General features: G+C 66.1%; 23 protein-coding genes and 1 riboswitch. Of the genes, 8 read left to right on the top strand and 15 right to left on the bottom strand.

The window, feature by feature from the left end; all coding sequences use genetic code 11:
• The 3 genes from DQW77_RS18735 to DQW77_RS07295 all read right to left on the bottom strand — a co-directional run.
• A partial coding sequence (locus tag DQW77_RS18735) for a calcium-binding protein (protein WP_404947928.1) occupies positions 1–895 on the bottom strand: 895 nt, incomplete at its 3' end.
• 89 nt (positions 896–984) lie between these two features.
• Complete coding sequence (locus tag DQW77_RS07290; protein WP_113257552.1) at positions 985–1,977, bottom strand: GGDEF domain-containing protein; 993 nt, start codon at positions 1,975–1,977, stop codon at positions 985–987.
• On the bottom strand, positions 1,974–2,561 hold the full coding sequence (locus DQW77_RS07295) for a heme NO-binding domain-containing protein (RefSeq protein WP_113257553.1): 588 nt from the start codon (positions 2,559–2,561) through the stop codon (positions 1,974–1,976). Before DQW77_RS07295 ends, DQW77_RS07290 begins: the two co-directional genes overlap by 4 nt.
• 149 nt (positions 2,562–2,710) lie before the next feature.
• Positions 2,711–2,812: riboswitch (TPP riboswitch) on the top strand.
• A gap of 250 nt (positions 2,813–3,062) precedes the next feature.
• Between DQW77_RS07295 and DQW77_RS07300 the strand changes: the two genes are divergently transcribed.
• The 3 genes from DQW77_RS07300 to DQW77_RS07310 are packed head-to-tail and all read left to right on the top strand — an operon-like array spanning position 3,063 to position 5,427.
• Positions 3,063–3,938 carry an ABC transporter substrate-binding protein gene (locus tag DQW77_RS07300; protein WP_404947929.1) on the top strand — a complete coding sequence of 292 codons (876 nt, stop codon included), beginning with the start codon at positions 3,063–3,065 and terminating at the stop codon, positions 3,936–3,938.
• Positions 3,935–4,660: an ABC transporter ATP-binding protein gene (locus DQW77_RS07305; protein ID WP_113257555.1), complete on the top strand. Its 726-nt coding sequence runs from the start codon at positions 3,935–3,937 to the stop codon at positions 4,658–4,660. The genes DQW77_RS07300 and DQW77_RS07305 overlap by 4 nt, the downstream gene beginning before the upstream one ends.
• Positions 4,657–5,427, top strand: a complete 771-nt coding sequence (locus tag DQW77_RS07310; RefSeq protein ID WP_113257556.1) for an ABC transporter permease — start codon at positions 4,657–4,659, stop codon at positions 5,425–5,427. Before DQW77_RS07305 ends, DQW77_RS07310 begins: the two co-directional genes overlap by 4 nt.
• Before the next feature lie 330 nt (positions 5,428–5,757).
• Here DQW77_RS07310 and DQW77_RS07315 read toward each other — a convergent pair whose 3' ends face one another.
• The 4 genes from DQW77_RS07315 to DQW77_RS07330 form a co-directional block, all read right to left on the bottom strand.
• Positions 5,758–7,320 (bottom strand): trimethylamine methyltransferase family protein, encoded by a 1,563-nt coding sequence (locus DQW77_RS07315; RefSeq protein ID WP_113257631.1) that lies wholly within the window; start codon positions 7,318–7,320, stop codon positions 5,758–5,760.
• A 143-nt stretch (positions 7,321–7,463) separates the two neighbouring features.
• Positions 7,464–8,351 carry a DMT family transporter gene (locus tag DQW77_RS07320; protein ID WP_113257557.1) on the bottom strand — a complete coding sequence of 296 codons (888 nt, stop codon included), beginning with the start codon at positions 8,349–8,351 and terminating at the stop codon, positions 7,464–7,466.
• Entirely contained in the window at positions 8,348–9,076 is a 729-nt protein-coding gene (locus DQW77_RS07325; protein WP_113257558.1) for an HAD family hydrolase, read from the bottom strand. The genes DQW77_RS07320 and DQW77_RS07325 overlap by 4 nt, the downstream gene beginning before the upstream one ends.
• Positions 9,073–9,357 (bottom strand): DUF3572 domain-containing protein, encoded by a 285-nt coding sequence (locus tag DQW77_RS07330; protein ID WP_113257559.1) that lies wholly within the window; start codon positions 9,355–9,357, stop codon positions 9,073–9,075. Before DQW77_RS07330 ends, DQW77_RS07325 begins: the two co-directional genes overlap by 4 nt.
• A gap of 86 nt (positions 9,358–9,443) precedes the next feature.
• Here DQW77_RS07330 and DQW77_RS07335 point away from each other — a divergent pair, with 86 nt between their 5' ends.
• Positions 9,444–10,835 carry a diguanylate cyclase gene (locus DQW77_RS07335; protein ID WP_113257560.1) on the top strand — a complete coding sequence of 464 codons (1,392 nt, stop codon included), beginning with the start codon at positions 9,444–9,446 and terminating at the stop codon, positions 10,833–10,835.
• A gap of 8 nt (positions 10,836–10,843) precedes the next feature.
• Here DQW77_RS07335 and DQW77_RS07340 read toward each other — a convergent pair whose 3' ends face one another.
• The 4 genes from DQW77_RS07340 to DQW77_RS07355 form a co-directional block, all read right to left on the bottom strand.
• Positions 10,844–11,329: a periplasmic heavy metal sensor gene (locus tag DQW77_RS07340; RefSeq protein ID WP_113257561.1), complete on the bottom strand. Its 486-nt coding sequence runs from the start codon at positions 11,327–11,329 to the stop codon at positions 10,844–10,846.
• Positions 11,326–11,697 (bottom strand): hypothetical protein, encoded by a 372-nt coding sequence (locus DQW77_RS07345; RefSeq protein WP_113257562.1) that lies wholly within the window; start codon positions 11,695–11,697, stop codon positions 11,326–11,328. Before DQW77_RS07345 ends, DQW77_RS07340 begins: the two co-directional genes overlap by 4 nt.
• Entirely contained in the window at positions 11,684–12,274 is a 591-nt protein-coding gene (locus DQW77_RS07350; protein ID WP_113257563.1) for an RNA polymerase sigma factor, read from the bottom strand. The genes DQW77_RS07345 and DQW77_RS07350 overlap by 14 nt, the downstream gene beginning before the upstream one ends.
• A gap of 87 nt (positions 12,275–12,361) precedes the next feature.
• Positions 12,362–12,886 (bottom strand): EF-hand domain-containing protein, encoded by a 525-nt coding sequence (locus tag DQW77_RS07355; protein ID WP_113257564.1) that lies wholly within the window; start codon positions 12,884–12,886, stop codon positions 12,362–12,364.
• Between the two features lie 210 nt (positions 12,887–13,096).
• Here DQW77_RS07355 and DQW77_RS07360 point away from each other — a divergent pair, with 210 nt between their 5' ends.
• Both DQW77_RS07360 and DQW77_RS07365 read left to right on the top strand, forming a co-directional pair.
• Complete coding sequence (locus tag DQW77_RS07360) at positions 13,097–13,492, top strand: DUF983 domain-containing protein (RefSeq protein WP_113257565.1); 396 nt, start codon at positions 13,097–13,099, stop codon at positions 13,490–13,492.
• A gap of 30 nt (positions 13,493–13,522) precedes the next feature.
• Positions 13,523–14,218 carry an NUDIX domain-containing protein gene (locus DQW77_RS07365; RefSeq protein ID WP_113257566.1) on the top strand — a complete coding sequence of 232 codons (696 nt, stop codon included), beginning with the start codon at positions 13,523–13,525 and terminating at the stop codon, positions 14,216–14,218.
• Positions 14,219–14,275: 57 nt separating this feature from the next.
• Here DQW77_RS07365 and DQW77_RS07370 read toward each other — a convergent pair whose 3' ends face one another.
• Genes DQW77_RS07370 through DQW77_RS07380 form a run of 3 tightly spaced genes read right to left on the bottom strand, consistent with a single transcriptional unit; the run spans position 14,276 to position 16,303 of the window.
• Positions 14,276–15,178, bottom strand: coding sequence for an EamA family transporter (locus DQW77_RS07370; RefSeq protein WP_113257567.1), 903 nt, complete (start codon positions 15,176–15,178; stop codon positions 14,276–14,278).
• 20 nt (positions 15,179–15,198) lie between these two features.
• A complete protein-coding gene (locus tag DQW77_RS07375) occupies positions 15,199–16,104 on the bottom strand; it encodes a fatty acid desaturase (RefSeq protein WP_113257568.1) in 906 nt (301 codons plus the stop codon).
• Positions 16,097–16,303 carry a DUF2061 domain-containing protein gene (locus DQW77_RS07380; RefSeq protein ID WP_113257569.1) on the bottom strand — a complete coding sequence of 69 codons (207 nt, stop codon included), beginning with the start codon at positions 16,301–16,303 and terminating at the stop codon, positions 16,097–16,099. The genes DQW77_RS07375 and DQW77_RS07380 overlap by 8 nt, the downstream gene beginning before the upstream one ends.
• A gap of 119 nt (positions 16,304–16,422) precedes the next feature.
• On the opposite strand from DQW77_RS07380, the gene DQW77_RS07385 reads away from it, so the two are divergent.
• Entirely contained in the window at positions 16,423–17,313 is an 891-nt protein-coding gene (locus DQW77_RS07385; protein WP_113257570.1) for a helix-turn-helix domain-containing protein, read from the top strand.
• Between the two features lie 220 nt (positions 17,314–17,533).
• Here DQW77_RS07385 and DQW77_RS07390 read toward each other — a convergent pair whose 3' ends face one another.
• A complete protein-coding gene (locus tag DQW77_RS07390) occupies positions 17,534–19,477 on the bottom strand; it encodes an AsmA family protein (protein ID WP_113257571.1) in 1,944 nt (647 codons plus the stop codon).
• Positions 19,478–19,581: 104 nt separating this feature from the next.
• Here DQW77_RS07390 and rimO point away from each other — a divergent pair, with 104 nt between their 5' ends.
• Positions 19,582–20,964, top strand: coding sequence for a 30S ribosomal protein S12 methylthiotransferase RimO (rimO, locus tag DQW77_RS07395; protein ID WP_113257572.1), 1,383 nt, complete (start codon positions 19,582–19,584; stop codon positions 20,962–20,964).
• Positions 20,965–21,069 lie beyond the last annotated feature (105 nt).

Raw genomic sequence — 21,069 nt, forward strand, 5'->3', positions numbered from 1 at the left:
CCGTGATCGTGGTTCCCGTCGGGCTCAGCGTCAGCGTATGGCTCGACTGTTTGCCGGAAAGAAAGGCGGTATCCCATCCCGCCCCCCCATCCAGAAGATCATCGCCGGCACCGCCCGAAAGGGTGTCCTCGCCGGCGAGGCCGCGCAACGTATCCGCACCATTGTCACGCGTCAGGCTGTCCGCACTTCCGGTCGGTAACCTGACAGGCCCGATCGTGGCCACCTGCGCCGCGCCGAGGGTTTCGAAGAACACGATGCTGCCGTCGGGAAACGCCACCATCGCGCCACGCGCGGTATCGGCGGCCGAGGCGAGCGCGCCGAGGATATCGGCATCCGCGCCATTCAGGCCACCAACGTCGAGGTCATCTTCACCGATCCGGAAATCGGTGATCACATCCGTGCCCCCGTTGGCGACGGTCGGCGCCGGCATGTTTCCGGGATCAAAAACCGCCGTACCTCCACCGGACCCGCCATCGAACCTCACCTCGGCCGGATCGATCATCGCGACCTCTGCGGCCGACAGCGCCTGGAACACCACGATATCGTCATCCAGAAACACGGCGGCGCCATTGCCCGTATCCACCGCTGCGGTAAAGGCGGTTGCGATTTCGCGACCCGTCATGCCGACACCGTCAAGAACCAGACGGTCCGTCGTGACATCGAAGTCCGGGATCAGGACGGGACCACCGCGACTGCCGTCCGCAGATGTTCCCCCGAGGCTGAACCTGTCGCGACCTGCCCCGCCGGTCAGCGTGTCGTTGCCATTACCGCCGACAAGGGTATCGGCACCGCCCGAGCCGTCGAGGCGATCATCGCCGTCATCGCCCATCAGGCTGTCATCGAAAGGCCCGCCTTCAAGCAGGTTGCCGTCGTCGTCCCCGAAAACTGTCGCCATGAAAATCGTCGGCTCCCATCCGTGTTACGCCACCCCGCCGCAAGCATAGCCGGCAAATCCTTAACGAATTGCCCAACATGGCCGGTGACTCACTCACGACAATGCAGGGCGTGCCGGCCGCGACCGCCATTCTTGGCCCGGTAAAGCGCGCGGTCGGCGGCCTCCTTCAGTTCCGCCGCAGGCGCCGCCGGACAATCACCCGACAGGACGGCCCCGATACTCGCCGACACGACACAGGTCTGCCCTTCGAAATCGATCGGTTCCTCAAGCCGGGTGATGAGCCGCGCCGCGATCCGTGCCAGCCGTGTCCGATCCGCCAGGCCGTCGAGAATCAGGATGAACTCGTCGCCGCCCACGCGTGCCACCATGTCATCGCCGCGGGTCTCCTCGACCATGCGCCGCGCAACCTCCTGCAGCACATGATCACCCGCGGCGTGACCCAGCCGGTCATTCACGCCCTTGAACAGATCCAGGTCCAGCGCCAGCAAGGCGAAATCCCGTCCCCCCGCAAGCTGCCGGTACAAAACGCAGTCCAGTGCGCGACGGTTCTTGAGCCCGGTCAGCGTGTCGGTAAAGGCCTGTTCCTCTGCCGCGATCTTGGCCCCCTCGAGACGCAGATTGAGCTTGCGCGACGCCTCCATCGCCGCCGATTTGGCCTCCACCAGATACAACATCTCGATGGTCAGGTCCGTGGCCGCGAAATCGGCGCTGGTAAGGGCGTAGTCGCGCACCGCCTCCACCACCGAGATGCCCAGCGACAGGTCGATCACCGCACCGGCCCCGTCCGGCAGCGGCGCCAATACACCCTTGAGTTGCGTATGCGGACGGTCCCGGAGCCGCAAGTGAAGCTTGCGCCCGGCCGCCGCCATCAGCGCACTCATCGAGCCATCGCCGCGCGGACGGCGCAGTTCCATGACTTCGAGAAACCGCATGCCCTCAAGGCGATGTCCGGGGCGCAGCTTGCACAGCGTCGGACCCGCATGGAGGATATGCCCTGTCGGGCCGAGCCGCGCATGCATCGGGCAAAGCAGATCAAGAAGCGCCGTCACCGCGGAGCCGTCGAGATTCGGCGCGGTAGTCATAACACCGCTCCGCCAAGATCGAAGGCGCGCCCGTCCGAGAAACCGGCCTCCAGGAGACGGATCTCCACAATCTCGTCGGGGCCGCGCGCACCCTTGTGCTCGATGAGCACCAGCGCGCCGTAATCATCTGCCATGGCCCGCAGCAAACCCACCACCACATGGCCGAAGCCGCGCACCTGGCCGCGACAGGCGATACTGAACGCCCCTGCGCCATGTTCGTGGAGGTCCAGTTCCGGCAGGCCGAGGTCGGGCACCGCCAGCCGTGCCCGTTCGGGCAGATCGTCAAGCGACTGCAGGAACTCCTCGAAATCCACGCCGCCGAAACGCAAGAGCCGACGAAGCGTTTCCAGCGCCGGGTGCGACACCAGATAGGTGCCTATATCCTCAAGGATATCAGCCCGCGGCTTGCCAAGGGTCGCGCACAGCGCGTCGAGAACACGCACTGTCGTACCCTCCGGGTAGGTCATCATCGACTCGAATTCGTCGGTGCCGAGCTCCGCGCGGCGGGCCACCTCGGGCCAGGTTTCGGGTCCGTAGGTGTCGCGGGTGAACCGCTCGATCGCCCGGTTTATCAACCCATGCATGGCCCACTCCGCGAAAGTTCGGGGTCAGCCTCGCAGGATCGGGTTAAATTTCAGCGAACGGCCCCGGGTGGAACCAAATCCGGCCAAGCGGCCCGCTCACCGGCCTGTGCGGTCCGGCTTGCGTCCTGTCCGGAGGCCTGTTATGCGGAGCTCATCCGTTGGGGTGCCCCGCTGGGGCTGAGAGGCGACACCGCCAACCCACCGAACCTGATCCGGTCAGTACCGGCGGAGGGAACGGAGCATCCAAAGGGCACGCAGGCGTGCCGCTCTTCCTCCATCGCTGACCCGGCAACGCGAGGAAGATACGATGCAGATTGCGATTCCGCACCCTCATGCGCGCCCCGCGTCCTGCCGGCCTCATCCGATGGACAACCCGACGGAGACGCACCAGGAACCGCAATCCCGAGGAGACCCAGAATGAAACCTTTGGCCCCACTGGCCGCCGCGCTGCTGGCAGCGCTGACCACGTTCAACCCGCTGCCCGCCGCCGCGCAGGACAAGATGACCGTCGTGCTCGACTGGTTCGTGAATCCCAATCACGGCCCCCTGATCATCGCGCAGGAGAAAGGGTATTTCGCCGATGCCGGACTCGAGGTCGAGATCATCGCACCCGCGGACCCGTCCGCGCCCCCGCGCATGGCCGCCGCCGGCAAGGCCGATCTTGCCCTGTCCTACCAGCCACAACTTCACCTGCAAGTGGCCGAGGGGCTGCCGCTCAAACGCGTCGGCACCCTGATTGCCAGCCCGCTGAACTGTCTACTGGTTCTTGAGGACGGACCGATCGAGACAGTGGCCGACCTGAAAGGACACAAGATCGGTTTTTCGGTCGCCGGTGTGGAGGAAGCGTTGCTCTCCAAGCTGCTCGGAGACGCGGACCTGTCGCTCGACGACGTGGAACTGGTCAATGTCAACTGGTCGCTCTCGCCCTCTCTGATGTCAGGGCAGGTCGACGCGGTGATCGGCGCCTACCGCAATTTCGAACTCAACCAGATGGAAATCGAGGGGGTGCCGGGCAATTGCATCTATCTCGAGGAATCCGGTGTGCCCACCTATGACGAACTGATCTATGTCGCCAACCCGGACACCGTGGACCACGACCGGGTGCGCCGCTTCCTGAAAGCAACCGAACTGGCCACCCAATACATCGTCAACCATCCCGATGCGGCCTGGGATATCTTCGCGGCGACCGCGGAGGAATTGCAGGACGACCTCAATGCGAAAAGCTGGACCGACACGATCCCGCGCTTCGCGCTGCGCCCGGCGGCACTCGATTTCGGACGCTATGCCAACTTCGAGGCTTTTCTGCACGAAGCCGGCCTGATCGAAACCGTCCACCCGGTTTCGGACCTCGCGATCGACCCGGCGGCAACGCAATGACACCACCCCCCGCCCTGCGCTTCGAGGGCAGCGCCCGGATCGGCGGCACGCCGGTCTTCGGGCCGATCTCGCTATGCGCCGGGGCGGGGGAATGGACCTGCCTTCTCGGAACCTCCGGGGTTGGCAAGACGACCTTGCTGCGCCTTATCGCCGGCGTCGACGAGGTGACCGAGTTCAGCGGAATGATCCGCGCCTCCGACGGGGTGCCACTGCACGGGCGCCTGGCACTGATGGCCCAGGACGACCTGCTGATGCCGTGGCTCTCGGTCATCGACAACGTGCTGCTCGGCGCCCGCCTGCGCGGTGAGCAGCCCGACCGCACCCGCGCGGCAAAGGTACTGGACCAGACCGGCCTCACCAGGCATGCGGGCAAGAAACCACGGGCACTCTCGGGCGGGCAGCGTCAGCGCGCCGCGCTGGCCCGCACACTCATGGAGGACCGTCCCGTGCTGCTGCTCGACGAGCCCTTCTCGGCACTGGACGCCGTGACACGCGCGCAAATGCAGGATCTCACGGCACGTCTCCTCCGGGGGCGTACGGTTCTGATGGTTACGCATGATCCGGCCGAGGCGGTGCGCCTGGGCGATGCGATCCAGGTTATGGCACCGGACGGCCTGAGCGCCGTCCCGCCGCCATCCGGCCCGGCGCCACGCCCGGCCGACGCCTCCGAAGTGCTCAAGGCGCAGGCCGCCCTGCTCGCGAGTCTGAGGCAGAGCGCATGACCACCGGCAGCACCTTTCCCCGGCAGGCGCGCCGCGCGGCCTGGCTCCTCGGGTCCCTTGTTCTGGCATTGGGACTCTGGCAATCGGTGGTGTGGCTGGCGGTGCCGCCCCCGTACATCCTGCCCGGCCCCGTCGAGGTGGCGGCCGAATTCATCGCCAGCGGCCAGATGATCCTGCGCCACGCCGGCTTCACCCTGACCGAGGTGATCCTGGGGCTGCTGCTGGGCACCGTGCTCGGGGCCGGCTCGGCCGTGGCGCTGGCGGCCTCGCGAGTCGCGCGCGCCCTTTTGCGGCCGATCATGGTCTTCAGCCAGGCCATACCGGTCTTTGTCATCGCCCCGATCCTGATGCTGTGGTTCGGTTACGGCATCTGGCCAAAGGTGATGATGGCCCTGCTGATCATCTATTTTCCCGTCACGTCGGCTTTCTTCGACGCGCTGATGCGCACACCCCAACCCTGGCTGGATCTCGCCCGCGTGATGGGCGCGCACCGCGGCCGGGTCATGCGCCATGTCCGCATTCCCGCTGCTCTTCCCGGTCTCGCCTCGGGCTTGCGGCTGGCCGCCGTCTATGCCCCCATAGGAGTGATCATCAGCGAATGGGTCGGCGCCTCGCGCGGAATCGGCTACCTGGTGCTCTGGGCCAATTCACGCTCGAAGGTGGATCTGATGTTCGCCACGACGATGACCCTGGCGGCCATGACCCTGCTCCTGTATGCCGCCGTGGATGCCGCTTGCCGCCGGTGGCTCGATCGTCCCGGCTCCTGAATACCGGTCTCCATTGGCGGAGCGCGCCAGGGGCGCGCGCAGTCCTGTCTCGTTGCCGGCCTTCGGCCACCGCCTCGGGATGCCTCCGGCGGGAGTATTGCGGGAAAGATGAAGACGGACCGGGGGCCTTCATCTTTCCCTAAATACTCCGGGGGAGGTTGTCGTTGTCCCGCCAATGACGCCGGAAACGGAGGCGACGATCAGCGCCCACGGGGTCTGCGTGGGCCGAACGCAAAACAGACTTGGGTGGCGCAGCCGCGCCTTGAGATCACGCCGAATCTATCCTTCGGGCCGGCGGCGGGCACCGTCATGTACCCTCACGGCACCGTATCAGAAATCGGTCGGCGCCCCGCCTTCGGCCTTGCGGCGGGCCACGAAGTCAGACAGCTCTTCCCGGTTTGTGCTGTCCATCGGCGGCGCCTCGAAGCTGGCAATGATATCCCGGAAGGTCTGGTGCGCGCGCTCGGCGGTCCAGATGCCGCCCGCCGCCTCCCACGCCTCGTAGTTGCGCCAGTCGCTCAGGAAGGGCTGGTAGAACGCCGTGGTGTAGCGGTCCTGCGTATGCTGGATGCCGAAAAAATGGCCCTGCCCGCCAACTTCCTTGATAGCCTGCACGGCGATCTCCTCGGGACCGGTGGCACAGATCGCCGGATCCATGTAGCGCTGGATATGCTGAAGGATCTCGCAATCCATCACGAATTTCTCCGGGCTGGCAATCAGACCGCCCTCCAGCCAACCGGCAGCGTGGTAAACCATGTTCGCCCCCGCCTGGACAGCTGACCAAAGGCTGTTGGACGTTTCCCACATCGCCTGTCCATCGGGCACGTTGGCCGCGCAGACACCCGAGGCCCGCATCGGCAGCTTGTAATACCGTGCCATCTGCCCGGTCATCTGTGTGGCGCGCATGTATTCCGGCGTTCCGAAGGCAGGCGCGCCGGATTTCATGTCCACGTTCGAAGTGAAGGTCCCGATCGCACAGGGGCATCCCGGATTGATCACCTGGGCCAGCACCACTGCGCTGAGCCCTTCGGCGAGCGACTGTGCCACGGCCCCGGCCATGGTCACAGGCGCCATCGCACCCGCAAGGGTGAACGGAGTCACCACGAGGCCCTGGCCACGCCGCGCCAGCCGCATCCAGCCATCCATCATCGGCAGGTCATGCTTCAAGGGCGATGTCGAGTTGATATTGGTGTACATGCGCGGACTGGCATCGAAGTCCTCGTGGCTGAGGCCGCCGGCGATGCGCACCATTTCCATCACGTCCTCGACCCGTTCACGCCCCAGCGAATAGGTATGCGCCACCTTGTCGGTCAGGGTGAGCTTGTCATAAAGCACATCGAGGTGCCGCACACCCGCATGGATGTCCTGCGGCTCCACCGGGTAGCCGCCGACGAAATGGATGCAGTTGAAATACTGGCTGAGCTTGAGGAGGTTGGCACACATCTCGCGGGTGCCGGTCATCTTGCGCCCCAGCGACAGGTCCCAGTAGCTCGGCGGCGAGGAAACATTGCCGAACAGCATCTGCCGCCCGCCCATCGTGACAGCGCGGTCCGGGTTGCGCGGCGTGATCGTCCAGGTTTCCGGCGCCTTGCCGATCATCTCCATCACGAAATCGCGGCCCATGCGGACGTTCTCGCCCTCGATCGTACAGCCACCCGAGCCGCGCAGGATCTCGATTGCCTCCGGATTGAGGAATTCGATCCCGATCTCTTCCAGGATGCGCATGGCGCCGTCATGGACTGCGGCGATCCCGTCCTCGTCGAGCGGCTCGGTCGGGCGGTCCACGTTGACCGGCGGGTTCCAGGGCATCTGCTCGATAACCGCCGTGCCGCGCCGATCGGCGTTTCCGGCGCGCCCGCCGCTTCGTTTCCTGCGTCTGCTTTCCGCGGCCATGCTGTCCTCCCGGTTCACGTCTCCTGCACATGGAAGCACCGGCCACCGGCCCGGGTATGCCACTTTACGACGCGATGTGTCGCATTCCAGATACTGCATGTCGGGTTTCAGGCTCCGCACCGTCATGGCCCCGGGAGCCGCGGTCACATTGCCCGGCGCCGCGCCCGGCGTCCGACCAGCCCCAGATAACCCGCGAGACTGCCCACCACGATCATTCCGCCAAGGATCATCGCCGGGGTCGGCACCTCTCCCAGTCCCAGCCAGACCCAGAACGGGCCGAGGACCGTCTCCAGAAGCATGATCAGGCTGACATTGGAAGCATGCGTATGCCGGGAGGCGAGCGACAGGCCGAAAAAGGAGCATGGCAGGATCACAAGGCCGGTGATCGCGATCGCCCAGACCGTACCTTCGGTCATCGCCGCGGGGCCGGTCACTACCAGGCCGGTTCCCCCCGCCAGGCAGGCCCCGATACCGATCACCAGCAGGATCGGCAGCGTCGGGCGCGCGCGCAGGATCACGAAATTCAGGGCCAGGGCCATGGCCACACCCAGCCCCGCCAGCGCCCCCAGAAGGGTGGCCCGGTCAAAGGTGAGGGTGCCGGCTTCACCACCCAGGACCGCGATGCCGATTCCGCTCAGCACCGCGATAATCGTCACCCATGTTGACGGGCGCGTGGGCTCACCGATGATGATCCTGGCGAAGATCGCAGCGAAGACAGGCACCGTGGCGACACCGAACAGGACTACCGGCACCGGCGCCACGGCGATGCCGGTGGCAAAGAAGGTGGCGTTGAAATACTGGCAGGTCACGATCACCAGCCCGCCCCCCGAGAAGAGCGCCACGAGGTCCGCCCCGCGTTTCCGGCTTGTGGCCGCCCAGGCCAGCAGGAGCACACTGCCCATCAGAAGGCCGCGCCATCCAACCATCTGGTATCCACCCATCCCCGAGGCCCGCATCAGAAGAGCGTCCGGCGTCAGGACCAGGGCCGCCGCGGTGGCCAGGGCAAGACCGAAGAGCGGATGATGCCTCATGCGGCGATCCAGGCGGTCAGGTGCCCGATATCAGGAAAAACGTCATCGGCATGCGGGGCCAGTTCGGCGCGTGCCGCCATACCGGTCAGGACACCGAGCACCTGCATGCCCGCAGCACGCCCGGCAAGAAGGTCATGAGTGCTGTCGCCCACCATGACGATCCGCTCGGGTGCAAGACCAGATTGCGACGCGAAGGCCAGCAGCGGACCGGGATCCGGCTTGGCCCCGTAGCCGCTGTCAAATCCGGCGATGAAATCGAAATGCGTCTCGACACCCGCCACCGAAAGATGCGCGCGGGCGCCGTATTCGGTGTCGTTTGTCATCACGCCAAGGCGCAGTCCGACGGCCTTCAGGCCGCTCAGAAACGGGGCCAGCGGGACCGCGGGGGCCAGGGGCGCCTCGGCCGAACTCAGCATCAGGAAACGCTCGATCTCCTCCACGTTGCGCCCGGGCAGGGCCGCGGCGGCGCATTCGGCCGCCTCGCGGTTGGTTCCCGCGATGACGGGGCTTTCCTTTTCGAACCTCCCCGCATCAAGATCGTAGAGAAGCGCCGAGGCGATGCGCCGCGCCGCGGTTTCGTCATCGCCGGCCAGCTCACGGATCGCCTGAGCGGCCCAGACATTCCAGGTTCCGTGGAAATCAAACAGGGTGCCGTCCTTGTCGAAAATGATCCCGTCGACCCGATTGGCGGACCGGGCAGACGTCGCATGCCTGCCGCCGGTCATGTCCAGTTGACCTGTGTGCCGCCGGGCAGGGCCGCGCGGGCCTGCATCGGAACCTCGGGGGCGAGGCCGGCCCCGGTGCAGAAAGCCATCACCCAGGCGTCGTCCATCATCACGAAGTCCAGCACGGACCCCAGGAATTCAGGGTCCGCGGCACGGTCGCGAAGATCGTTCTCGGAGGCGCCCGTAGCGCCGAGGAAAACCGGCAGAAGAACATCATTGGCAGCCAGCCACCCAAGGCAGGTCAGCGCGACGGTCTCGGCCCGGTCCTGTGTCATGGTCATCTCGGTTAATTCCCGGAAAGGATTTCTTAACCTCTGCCACGGATATTGGCGACAGGCAAAGGGCAAGTCAGAAAGGCGCAAAGCCTATGTCAGGAAGAATTCTGATCGCGGACGATGTCGCCACCAACAGGATAGCCCTCAAGGCGAAGCTGTCGGTGGCCCATTATGACGTGCTGCCGGCCGCTTGCGGGGCAGACGCGATCGCCCGGGCCGAAGCCGAGCACCCCGACCTTATCCTCGCCAGCGCCCGGATGGCCGACATGGACGGGGCCGACCTGATCCGCGCCATACGCTCCCGTCCGGCGCTGGCCGACCTGCCGGTGGTGCTGATTCTTCCCGGGGACACGGCAGCGGCCCGTATCGCCGCGCTGCGTGCAGGGGCCGATGACGCGATCACCAAACCGGTCGGCGACCGGATGCTTCTGGCCCGGCTGCGCGGGCTGCTCCGGCGCCACCGCGGCACCCGGGAACTGCGGATCAACGCCGGGACAAGCGGCACCCCGGGCCTTGCCGAGGCCGCCACCGGATTCGACAGCCGGGGACGGGTCGCGGTAATCGCGGCCGACCAGGACCGTGCGCTGTGCCTTCGCACGCGCCTCAAGCCCCATTGCGGGCACGAGCTGACCACCATCGGCACGCATGATCCGGTGGGGGCGCTGGCATCCGGCCTGCGGGCGGATGTCTTCGTGGTCATGATCGGGGCGGACAAAGCCGGTGACGGGCCGCGCCGGATGGCCGAATTGCGCGCCGCGCCACATGCCGGGCACAGCCGGATCGTCGCGGTCATGCCGCGCGAAACGGAGACGCTTGCCGCCGCGCTCCTCGATACCGGCGCCGACGATGTCGTGACCGCGGGCCTCGACCCGCGGGAAATATCCCTGCGCCTTGGCACCCAGGTCCGACAGAAACTGTCTGCCGACAGGCTGCGCGACCGGCTGAGAGATGATCTGCGCGCCTCGGTCATCGACCCTCTTACCGGGCTTCACAACCGGCGCTATGCCCTGCCCTGTCTCGACCGCATGGTCGAGGCCGCGATGCGCACCCATCGACCGCTGGCGGTCATGGTGGCCGACCTGGATTACTTCAAGCGGGTCAACGACACGCTGGGGCACGCGGCGGGCGATCACGTTCTCAGGAAGGTGGCCGGCCTTCTGGGCGAAAACCTGCGCGAACATGACCTTATCGCGCGCATCGGCGGCGAGGAGTTCCTGATCGCGCTGCCCGAAACAAACCGTGCCCAGGCGCGGCGGATGGCTGGGCGGCTTTGCCGGCTCGTGCGCCGCTCCGGGATCGAGGTGCCAGGCCGCAACGAGCCGGTGCAGATCACCGTCAGCATCGGAGTCACGCTGGCCCGGTCCGATCCCGAAGGCACGCGCCCGAGCGTGGACATGCTTCTGGGGCAGGCGGATCGCGCCCTTTACGCCTCGAAGGCCGATGGCCGCAACACGGTTACCTTCGCCGCCCGCACGGCCGCCTGATCGCTGCGTCACCTGCGGTGGCCGCGGCGCCTTTCCAGATGCGATTCAACGCGGTCGGCAAAGTCCGCTCTTTCCGCGTCGCTCATTCTGGCCAGACGCTCAAGAAGCAGCCGCTGCCCCATCTCCATCCGCTCGCCCAGGATGGCACGGTGACGCGTCAGCCGCGCCCCGACCTTGTCCGGATCGAAGGGAGACGCCCGGAGATCCGCAATAAGGGCCCCGAAATCAGGGCGCTTTCGGGCGCCGCCGTGGTCTCCGTCCCGGAACGCGCGGCGCATCTCCCGTCCGATGGCGCGCCGGTCCTCACGGTCGAGTGCCCGCGTAAGCGGGCCGCCGATGCCGCGCGCATGGTGGGGATGAGCCCCGTGCCCCCATGTGAAATAGGCAGTACCGACAGCGCCAAAGACCAGAAGGTTTACAGCCAGAGAGACTGCCAGAAGCACGCGCATCCACCGCCCGGTGCTGCCCTGCGCGGGTGGGTTGGGATCTGTCATAGCGATGCCTCCCCGATCAGGTCCAGCCCGGTACCGGGCATGATGTCGATCACATGCGCATTTTGCACCTGATCCAGCGAATCCCGCGCCCACGCCTGCAGGTCGCCGGGCGGATCGAAACCGATCCACATCCCGGCCAGGGTCGCCGCGGCCAGCCCCGCGGCCGCCGGCCAGCCACCGAGCGCGTCGAGAAACTGCCGCAGGCGCCCGCTTGAGCGCCGCGCATGTGCCCGCACTCGGAAACCCGCCTGCGTCGCATCGGCGTCCGCGGCGATACGGGCCAGCAGTGCCGCGGAAGGGTCCGGGGTCCGCTCCCGGGCTGCCTCGAAGAAAACGTCCAGGTCGCGTTGATCGTCATTGCCCGCCATCGGTATACCCCAGTTCATCCTTTCTTTGCGTCAGATCCGCCGCCAATGCCCGCTTGCCGCGCGCGATCAGGCTTTCCACGGCCTCGATCCCGGTGTCCATGATCTCGGCGATCTCGGGATTGGCAAGCCCGTCGATATGGCGCAATTCCACGGCCTCCCTTTGCCGCGCCGGCAGCCGCGCCAACGCCGCGCGCAGGGCCTCGGCCCGGGCGTCGTCCTGCATTCTCTCTTCGACACCCGCCGCCGGATCAACCGGTTCGGCGACCGCGCTCAGGGCCACGCCGCGCGTCCGCCGCTGCCGGTCCGTGCACAGGTTGGCCACCACGCGGTACAACCAGGTGCTGACCCGGGCCGAACCGGGCTCCCAGCGGGGGGCCACCTTCCACAGGCGCAACATCGCCTCCTGGGTCACATCCTCGGCCTCCGCCCGGATGCCAAGACGGCGCGTCGCCTGCGCAAGAACCCACGGCGCCAGCCGGGCCATGAGCACCCGCGCAGCAACGGCATCGCCGCCCGCGTACCGCACCAGCAGGGACTCGTCGGAAAGTTCATCCATCGCATCGTACGGCATTTCCATGTCCCGTCGCGGTATCTCCTGCTGGCGTATCTGGCAATGCCACCGCCGGGCCGGTCGCACAGACCCGTCCGGCCGACGGCGCCGGCCCTACTGGGCGCCCTCGGAGCCCTGGTCATTCCAATCATGCTTGCCATGCTGTCCGTGACCGCCATGCCGGCCCTTCATGCCGTGGCGTCCGTGAGACCCTCCGCGCATCGCCTCGAACTCCGCCTGCGTGACGGTTCCGTCCGAGTCCGCATCAAGGCGCCCGAACATCCGGTTACCGGATCGCATCCGCATCTCGTCAAAGCCCAGCTTGCCGTCACCGTCGGCGTCGTGGCGTTCTATCATCCGCGAGGTCCGGCGTTCCATGCGCGCCTGCATCCGGGCGATCATCTCGGACTGTGACAGGGCCCCGTCGCCATCGGTATCCGCGGCGTCGAAACGGGCCCGTGCATGGGCCTTCATCTCCTTGCGGGTGATCCCCCCATCGCCATTGGTGTCCAGGTCCGAGAAGGAATGGCGCGGCCCGTGGCCCATCTTGCCCCCGGCCCCTCCCTGTGCGACCGACCCGGTTGCATTGACCATGAGGATAGCCGCGCTCAACGCGCAGATCAGGCTCGAATTCGTCATCGGGACTCTCCTTTGATATCTTTTCTGTCCAGAACCGGGCCGACTGCCCGTCTTCCACCCGTTTTCACGCGCCACCGGCACGGTTCCGTCGCCGCCGGCCGCAAATTTCCATCCCGCGCGACATGGCGCCGCAAGGCCGCCGCCATATCTTTATATTCACCGGGACATACCCCACACTCACTGCCTGATCCGCAAGAAGGCCACCGAAACATGACCGAAAAAGAACTCCCGGGCCCGCAACATGAGCGCCCCCTCTGGCCGGCCCTGATCAAGGGTTTTCGGCGGCGCTGCCCCAGCTGCGGCAGCGGGCCGATGCTCAAGAACTATCTCAAGGTGCGAGACACCTGCACCGTGTGCCGCGAGGATCTGAGCCACCACCGGGCCGATGACGGGCCGGCCTACCTGACCATCCTGATCGTCGGTCACCTGATGGCACCGCTGCTTCATGTTTTCTTTACCACGTTCCGCCCTGAACCTTTGGTCCTGTTCACCGTTTTCGCTGTTGGCTGTGTCGGCCTGTCGCTATATCTTCTGCCCAGACTGAAAGGGGCGATCGTGGCCTTCCAGTGGGCCCGGCTGATGCACGGCTTCGGCGGCCACGCCTGACATCGCCACAAGCGAAAGAGCACCGAAAACTTGGACAAGTCCGCAATCCGAGACGCCGCTACCGTGATCGCCCTGCGGGATCGCCGCGGTGATCCGCATGTCCTGATGGGTCAGCGTGGCGCCACGGCGGCCTTCATGCCCAACAAGTTCGTTTTCCCCGGTGGCGCAGTCGATGAAGCGGATGCCGGTGTTCCGCTGGCAGATCCGCTGCCGGCGATCTGCGCGGATCGGCTGCTGGAGGATACCACGCGGGATCTGTCTCATGCGCTGGCCGCCGCGGCCATCCGCGAATTATGGGAGGAAACGGGCCTCGTGCTCGGTCGGCCCGGGGCATGGCCCGGTACGCCCCCCGCGGACTGGGCGGATTTCGCCGCGCGCGGCTGCGTCCCCACGGCGTCCGCCCTGCAATTCTTCTTTCGCGCGATAACCCCGCCGGGTCGCCCGCGGCGCTTCGACGCCCGGTTCTTCCTCGTCGACGCCGAGAACGTCGCCGGCGATCCCGACGATTTTTCCGCCGCCTGCGAGGAACTTTCGCACCTGCAATGGGTGCCGCTTGCGCGGGCTCGCGATTTCGATCTCCCCTTCATCACCGAAGTGGTGCTGGCCGAGGTCGCGGCGCGGGTCCACGATCCCGATCCGCCGGCCTCCGTCCCGTTCTTTCGCAACGACGACGAGGCCAGCCTTTTTCTGCGCCTGCGCGGCGACGCGGCGCGGCCGGATGACTGACATCCGGCGATGCCGGCCCCGCGCGAGACTGCCCGCAAGGGCGGACGAGCGGCCCGGTCAGGCCACCGCCACCAGCACCAGGATGCTCAGGCTCACCAGGCCGATTCCCCCGAATTCCCGCCAGGTCATGCGTTCGCGGAAAATCAGGACCGAGGCCATCACCGAGAACACCACCTCGACCTGCCCAACGGCAAAGACGTAGGCGGCGTTCTGCAACGTGAACGCGGTGAACCAGCACAGGCTCCCGCACATGCCGGTAATTCCGATCCACACCGCGGTGCGCCGCGCCGCGAGGACCCGGCCCAGCTGCCCGGTCTCGCGCCATGCCAGCCATGCCCCGAGCCCCAGCGTCTGTGCCACGGTCACCACCGCCAGCGCCACGCCCGCGCGCAAAAGCGGGTCGTCGCTTCCGATCTGCAGGGTCGCGCCGCGATAAGCGACCGCCGAAACCGCGAAGAAAGCCCCCGATGCCAGGCCGAGCGCCGCCGCACGATTGATCAGCCGGCGCACCCACAGGCCCGGACCCGCAGCGTTCTCCGACAGGATCAGCACCCCGACGAGGCCGAGCAAGATCGCACCCAGGCCATGCAGGCTCACGCTGTCGCCCAGCACGATCAGTCCGGCCAGCGCGGTCTGGATCACCTCGGTCTTCTTGAACGTGATGCCGACCGCGAAATTCCGCTGCGCGAAAAGCGCCACCACGCACCATGTGGCAAGGATCTGTGCGAGTCCGCCGCTCAGGGCAAGACCCCAGAATAGCGGCGTAAGCCGGGGTACCACGGCCCCGGAAAAATGGATATGGACAAGGCACAGCGTCACCACGAACGGCGCCGAATAGGCAAAGCGCGCAAAGGTGGCCCCGCCGGCTGACAACGCCGAGGTGCTCAGGTGTTTCTGCAGCATGAACCGCAGCGTCTGGAACGCGGCAGCCGCCACGGAAAGGATGATCCAGGCCTCCATGAGGCCGGTATCGCCGGAATTTACCGGTCAGGCCAGAGCGGATGCGGCACCGGATCCTTGGCATGCAGGAAATGCTTGCGGAAAATCTCGGCATAGGACCGATAGTAGTACCCGTCGTTGCGCCGCAGATAACGTTCCCGGTTTTCCGCGAAAAGCCGTGGCAACCGGTACCACGCGACCTTGGGGTGCATGTGATGCACAACGTGGAGGTTATTGTTCAGAAACAGCAGCGCCAGTGGCCCCCGATCCTCTATCACCACGGTTCGGCCGCTGGCACGTTCATGGGCGCGATGCTCCAGGAAGGTGCGGATCTTCAGGATCGAGAACCCCGCGTAGGCCGCGATGAAATACGCCCAGAACGGCATCGCAGACAGGGCCACCGCTGCCAGCACCAAGCCCGCCGCCGGAACCTGGAGAAGCCATCCGTTCAGCACCGCCCGTTCGCCAACGCGGATCGCGCGCCAGTCGGCAACGATCATCGCGTGCATGCTGATCGCCGGACCCAGCAGCAGCCGCCCGGCCAGCGTGTTGTTGATCCTCAGCAGCCCCTGGATGAAACGCGGCAGCCGGTGCCACACCGCAGGATCCATGTAATTGGATTCCGGGTCGTCATAAGGATCGGTCAGGATCGAATCCTCGTGATGCGCAAGATGCAGATCGCGGAACCGTCGATAGGGCACCATCAGACCCAGGCAGGGAAACACCAGCGCCTCGTTCAGCGTCTCGTTGCGGAAGGGATGTCCGTGCAGCACCTCATGCGTCAGCGAGGAATGCAACGCGATCGCCAGCACCGCCAGCACGATCCCCAGCGGCAGCCAGGCGGCGGCGGCAAATGTCACCGCGACCACCCAGATCCCGTAACAGGCAACCAGCAGGGCCAGCGTGGGCCACTCCGCGTCAGGGCGTGGCAGCTTCGGTTCAGCCATGCGAACGCCCCCAGGTGATCCGCGCCCAGACACGTTCATAGATCACGTAGGTGGTCAGCCCGATCCCCGTGTTGATCAGCGCCATCGTGCCTCCCACAAGCGCCGAACCGGTCATCACGAGCCCCACCAGGCCCATGACAAGCAGCCCGATACCATTCCACAGAAAGGCCTTGACCACAGTGCGTTTCCGCGTCTCCATCCGCATCTCCGTATTGTCCGATTGTGCCTTGCGACAGGTCCCCTGATACTGGGTAAAGCGCGGCCAAGGGATTCCGAATGTAGTTAACATTTCCCCGCAATGATGATATTAATCACCATATGAGGGAAAAAACCGACAAGCGGGATCGTGCCGCGCTGTTCCGCCTCCGGCTGAACGAGGCGATGCGGGAAAAAGAAACCAGCCAAAGCGCGCTGGCGCGCAGCATCGGCGTCGACCGGTCCACCGTGTCACAGCTTCTCAATGGCACCGGTGCAAGGTTGCCCAATGCGCAGGTGGTCGGGGAATGTGCCGGCGCACTGGGAATCTCGGCCGACTGGCTCCTGGGGCTGACCGACCGGCCCGAGACCGCGGCCGACATCCTTGCCAACACTCTGTCACTCACCGAGGCGCCACGCGCGCTGGTCGATGAACAGATCTTCCAGTGGCACAAAGAGGCGGCGGGATACAAGATACGCCACGTTCCCGCCGGCCTGCCCGACATGCTCAAGACACGCGCGATGCTGGAATGGGAATATGCCCCGCATCTCGGCCGCAGCACCCAGCAGGCGATCGGCGCCTCCGAGGATCGTCTCGCATGGATGCGCGACACGCAATCGGATTACGAAATCGCCGTTCCGATATTCGAACTTCATTCCTTCCTGCACGGCGAAGGCTATTACAGCGGCCTGCCGCATGCGGTGCGCGCCGAACAGGTCGAGAACCTGATGACGGTGACCGAGCAACTCTACCCGCGGCTGCGCATCTACCTCTACGATGCGCGGCGGCTCTTTTCGGCGCCGGTGACGATCTTCGGTCCACTCCTGGCCGTGGTTTACATCGGTCAGAACTACATGGCGTTCCGCGATACAGAGCGGGTTCAGGCCCTGACCCAGCATTTCGATTACTTGGTGCGCGAGGCCGCAGTCACCGCCCGCGAACTGCCCGGCCATGTACGCGATATATGGGCATCGGTCGATACCGCCTCCCGCACGGTCCCCGCCGGAACCTGACGGGTCCCGCGGCAGACCGCACGGCGCAGTCCCGCTGCCCCGCCGCGGGGCATGTCACCGCCGCACGGTCAGGGCCATGGCGCGGCAACTCCGCACAGCCCTCATCGAGGCCGGAGCGCCCCGCCCTCCTTCATCTTTCTCCAAATACTCCCGCCGGAGGCATCCGGCGCCGGAACGGCCGGAATCGACGCGGCCATCATCCCGGACCTTCCGGTCAACGCTACTCGAAGAGCTTCTCAAGCTCGTCCAGCGCCCTGTCTTCCAATTCGCGCTTCAGCGCATCCTCGGCCGATTCGCCTTCCTGTTTCTCGATCCCGAACTCCTTCTCGATCTCGCGAATCGCCTTTTCCTCCAGCTTTTTCTTCTCGCCCTCGAAGTTCAGCTCCAGGGCCCTTTCGAGATCCGGCGTGATGCGCGGGTCCGACCAGGATCCGCGGATACGCACCGGAATGGCGAGGCCGCGGCGCGTTTCTCCTTCCAGCAGGGTCGGCGTGAAAAGGTAATCCAGGTCCTGCGCGCCCAGGCCGATGCGCCCCTCGCCCTCGGCGCGTGCCAGCGGCAATACCATCAGTAGATCGTCGTTGAAGGCGTTGCCTTCACGGAGATCGAAAGAGGCGCCGAGACGGTCGAACACGGTGGTGCCCCCGGTTCCGTCACCGGAGCGCATCAGCCGATCAAGATCGAAACCGCTGATCACCCCGCGCCCGGTGCTGACAGAAGCGCTGCCCTGCAGGCTGTTCATGATCGCATCGACGGAATTTCCCACCCCGAGGAAATCCAGCGATGCGTCCCCGGTGGTGGAAAACCGCGTTATACCGGCAGCATCGGTCAGGAAGGGTTCCATCGCGATCCCTGTCGCCGTCATGTCTCCGCCCACCGACAGGCCGCTCCGATTGTTGATCACGAACTGCCCGGTCACCGTGCCGTCATAACCCGAAAGCTCGCGCAGGTCGAAAACGGCACGCGCGTCGTTCAGTGTCATCAGGATCCGGGTCGCCCCGAAACGGAAGGTGCCCATATCAAGGCTTTCGGCGTTGAGGGATACCTCCGCGTCCAGAAGCCCCAGCGCGCTGGCATCGATGGGGGCGGTCGACCAGCCCGCGCTGACCGGATCACCACCGCCCGCGTCACCGTCCCCGCCACCGCTGCCCAGCGCCGAAAGATCCAGCGCGCCGGCCGAAAGCTGTGCGTTCAGCTTGGGCCTCGTCCCGCCCGGCAGGACATCCGCCGCGCCCGAAAAGGTGTTACCATCCAGGACGATGCGTGCGTCCCGCATCGACAGGCGCGGCCCGTCGGTCAGGGTGACCCGGCCCGTCGCGGTCACTGATCGGCCCAACCCCTGCGGAATGTCCGGGGCGCCGGCGCCAAGGGCGGATGCAAAGCGCGCCGTATCTCCGATATCAACGTCCAGATCGCCTTCCAGTTCCGGCTTGGCACCCCCACGCCCCTCGAAGCTCAGGCTGCCGCCGGGCGCCGTGACCGCCATGTTGAAGCCCGACAGCCCCCCTTCGATCACCGTGCCGACGCGCAGGACACGCCCCGAGACACGCACCGCGTCACCGGACGGCCGCAGAACCGCCTCGAAACTCGCCTCGCCCTCGTAATCGGGCCAGCGCAGATCCAGGTCCATGTTCTCCATCACCGTCCGGGTGCCGGCACCGTGATCGGCATAGCTGACCGTCGCGCCGGTGATCAGCGCCCGGTCCAGCGTCAGGGCCAGCGGGTTTTCACCTGCGGCTGTCGCCTCGGACACCTCGTCACCCGCGGTCGACACGCCCTCGACTCCAAGTTCCCAGTTGACCCGCCCGTCGGCGGCACGCTCCAGCCGGATGACCGGGTCGACAGCCTCCAGACCCGTGATGCGCACATCCCCCGACATCAGGGCGACCGGGTCCACACCCACCTTTAGGCTTTCGGCCTCGATCATCGGACCGGCATCCGACCAACCGGCATTGGCCACGCTCAGCGTGCCGGTACTGATGCCAAGCACGGGATAGAGGCTGATGCGCGTATCCCCGGTCATCTCGACCTGACGGCCGGTGGTCCCGGAGATCTGGTCCGCGGCAATCTTCGCGATCCGCTCACCGGGCAGCAAGACCAGCGAAACGCCGGCAATCACCACGATCAGCACCACTATACCCAGGATCCGCAATATCCATTTCATTTCGGTCTCTCCTCACCGGCCACGAGGCGAATGTAGGCCCCTGCCGTGCAACCAACAACAGCTTTTCCCTTCCAGGGCCGCTGTCGCTCGGGTATAGCGCCGCCATGAGCACCAATCCCCCCGATCTGCGCCCCGACCTCGCCCGCGCCCGCCCGTCCGGCGATGCCCCGCGTCCCGGACAACCGACAATCGGCATGGTCAGTCTCGGATGCCCCAAGGCGCTGGTGGACAGCGAACGCATCCTGACCCGGCTGCGCGCCGAAGGCTATGGCATTTCCTCGGCCTACGAAGGCGCCGACGCGGTCATCGTGAACACCTGCGGCTTTCTGGATTCGGCCCGTGCCGAAAGCCTGGAGGCGATTGGCGAGGCGCTCTCAGAGAACGGGCGCGTGATCGTCACCGGCTGCCTCGGCGCCGAGCCTGATTACATCACCGGCGCCCATCCGAAGGTGCTGGCGGTCACCGGCCCGCACCAGTACGAACAGGTGCTCGACGCGGTACATGCCGCCGTGCCGCCCGCCCCGGATCCGTTCATCGACCTGCTGCCCGCCTCGGGTGTGTCGCTGACGCCGCGGCATTACAGCTACCTGAAGATTTCGGAAGGGTGCAATCACAAGTGCCGCTTCTGCATCATTCCCGACATGCGCGGCCGCCTTGCCTCAAGGCCCGCCAACGCGGTGCTGCGCGAGGCAACGAAGCTGGTCGAGGCCGGGGTGCGCGAATTGCTGGTGATCTCGCAGGACACGTCCGCCTATGGCACCGACTGGGACCGCGAGACACGCCTGCAAGGGCGCGGCGAGCAGCCGGTCACACGTCTCGCCCGAGATCTGGGATCACTCGGGGCCTGGGTGCGGTTGCACTATGTCTATCCCTACCCCCATGTCCGTGAGCTGATCCCGCTGATGGCCGAGGGGCTGGTCCTGCCCTATCTCGACATCCCGTTCCAACACGCCCACCCGGACACGCTCAGGCGCATGGCACGACCCGCCGCTGCCGCTCGCACCCTTGACGAGATCGCGGCATGGCGCGCAATCTGCCCCGACATCGCATTGCGCTCGACCTTCATCGTTGGCTATCCTGGCGAGACCGAGGCGGAGTTCAGGACGCTTCTCGACTGGCTTGACGAGGCACGGCTCGATCGCGTCGGATGTTTCAAGTATGAAAATGTCCCCGGCGCACGGTCGAATGCCCTTCCCGATCACGTGCCCGAAGAGGTCAAGCAGGACCGATGGGAGCGGTTCATGGAAAAGGCGCAGGCGATTTCAGTGGAAAAACTGGCCGCCAAGGTCGGATCATTGCAGGAAGTGATCGTCGATGACGTCGATGCCGACGGCATCGCCACCTGCCGCACAAGCGCTGATGCGCCCGAGATCGACGGCTGCCTCTTCATCGACGAGGGCGCGGAGGCACTGTCGCCCGGCGACATCGTCACCGTCGAAGTGGACGAAGCCGGAGAGTACGATCTCTGGGGGGCCCTGCGAAGCTAGGTACGTCCTGGCCGGCCGGCGGCGGCCCCGCCACGTCAGGCAACCTGCGGACATGGGCGACCTTTCGCACCGTGCCCCGAGTGATGTGCACCACCCCCGTTCGAA

The organism is Roseovarius sp. TE539 (assembly GCF_003298505.1).
In the GTDB taxonomy this organism is placed as follows: Bacteria; Pseudomonadota; Alphaproteobacteria; order Rhodobacterales; family Rhodobacteraceae; genus Roseovarius.

Excerpts from the sequence above, each read along its gene's own strand:
- DQW77_RS07315 (WP_113257631.1), bottom strand. The coding sequence starts at position 7,320 with ATGGCCGCGGAAAGCAGACGCAGGAAACGAAGCGGCGGGCGCGCCGGA.
- DQW77_RS07310 (WP_113257556.1), top strand. The coding sequence starts at position 4,657 with ATGACCACCGGCAGCACCTTTCCCCGGCAGGCGCGCCGCGCGGCCTGG.
- DQW77_RS07305 (WP_113257555.1), top strand. The coding sequence starts at position 3,935 with ATGACACCACCCCCCGCCCTGCGCTTCGAGGGCAGCGCCCGGATCGGC.
- DQW77_RS07300 (WP_404947929.1), top strand. The coding sequence starts at position 3,063 with ATGACCGTCGTGCTCGACTGGTTCGTGAATCCCAATCACGGCCCCCTG.
- DQW77_RS07390 (WP_113257571.1), bottom strand. The coding sequence starts at position 19,477 with ATGAAATGGATATTGCGGATCCTGGGTATAGTGGTGCTGATCGTGGTG.
- DQW77_RS07370 (WP_113257567.1), bottom strand. The coding sequence starts at position 15,178 with ATGGAGGCCTGGATCATCCTTTCCGTGGCGGCTGCCGCGTTCCAGACG.
- DQW77_RS07350 (WP_113257563.1), bottom strand. The coding sequence starts at position 12,274 with ATGGAAATGCCGTACGATGCGATGGATGAACTTTCCGACGAGTCCCTG.
- DQW77_RS07360 (WP_113257565.1), top strand. The coding sequence starts at position 13,097 with ATGACCGAAAAAGAACTCCCGGGCCCGCAACATGAGCGCCCCCTCTGG.
- DQW77_RS07380 (WP_113257569.1), bottom strand. The coding sequence starts at position 16,303 with ATGGAGACGCGGAAACGCACTGTGGTCAAGGCCTTTCTGTGGAATGGT.
- DQW77_RS07295 (WP_113257553.1), bottom strand. The coding sequence starts at position 2,561 with ATGCATGGGTTGATAAACCGGGCGATCGAGCGGTTCACCCGCGACACC.
- DQW77_RS07330 (WP_113257559.1), bottom strand. The coding sequence starts at position 9,357 with ATGACCATGACACAGGACCGGGCCGAGACCGTCGCGCTGACCTGCCTT.
- DQW77_RS07320 (WP_113257557.1), bottom strand. The coding sequence starts at position 8,351 with ATGAGGCATCATCCGCTCTTCGGTCTTGCCCTGGCCACCGCGGCGGCC.
- DQW77_RS07385 (WP_113257570.1), top strand. The coding sequence starts at position 16,423 with ATGAGGGAAAAAACCGACAAGCGGGATCGTGCCGCGCTGTTCCGCCTC.
- DQW77_RS07325 (WP_113257558.1), bottom strand. The coding sequence starts at position 9,076 with ATGACCGGCGGCAGGCATGCGACGTCTGCCCGGTCCGCCAATCGGGTC.
- DQW77_RS07340 (WP_113257561.1), bottom strand. The coding sequence starts at position 11,329 with ATGACAGATCCCAACCCACCCGCGCAGGGCAGCACCGGGCGGTGGATG.
- DQW77_RS07375 (WP_113257568.1), bottom strand. The coding sequence starts at position 16,104 with ATGGCTGAACCGAAGCTGCCACGCCCTGACGCGGAGTGGCCCACGCTG.
- DQW77_RS07355 (WP_113257564.1), bottom strand. The coding sequence starts at position 12,886 with ATGACGAATTCGAGCCTGATCTGCGCGTTGAGCGCGGCTATCCTCATG.
- rimO (WP_113257572.1), top strand. The coding sequence starts at position 19,582 with ATGAGCACCAATCCCCCCGATCTGCGCCCCGACCTCGCCCGCGCCCGC.
- DQW77_RS07345 (WP_113257562.1), bottom strand. The coding sequence starts at position 11,697 with ATGGCGGGCAATGACGATCAACGCGACCTGGACGTTTTCTTCGAGGCA.
- DQW77_RS07335 (WP_113257560.1), top strand. The coding sequence starts at position 9,444 with ATGTCAGGAAGAATTCTGATCGCGGACGATGTCGCCACCAACAGGATA.
- DQW77_RS07290 (WP_113257552.1), bottom strand. The coding sequence starts at position 1,977 with ATGACTACCGCGCCGAATCTCGACGGCTCCGCGGTGACGGCGCTTCTT.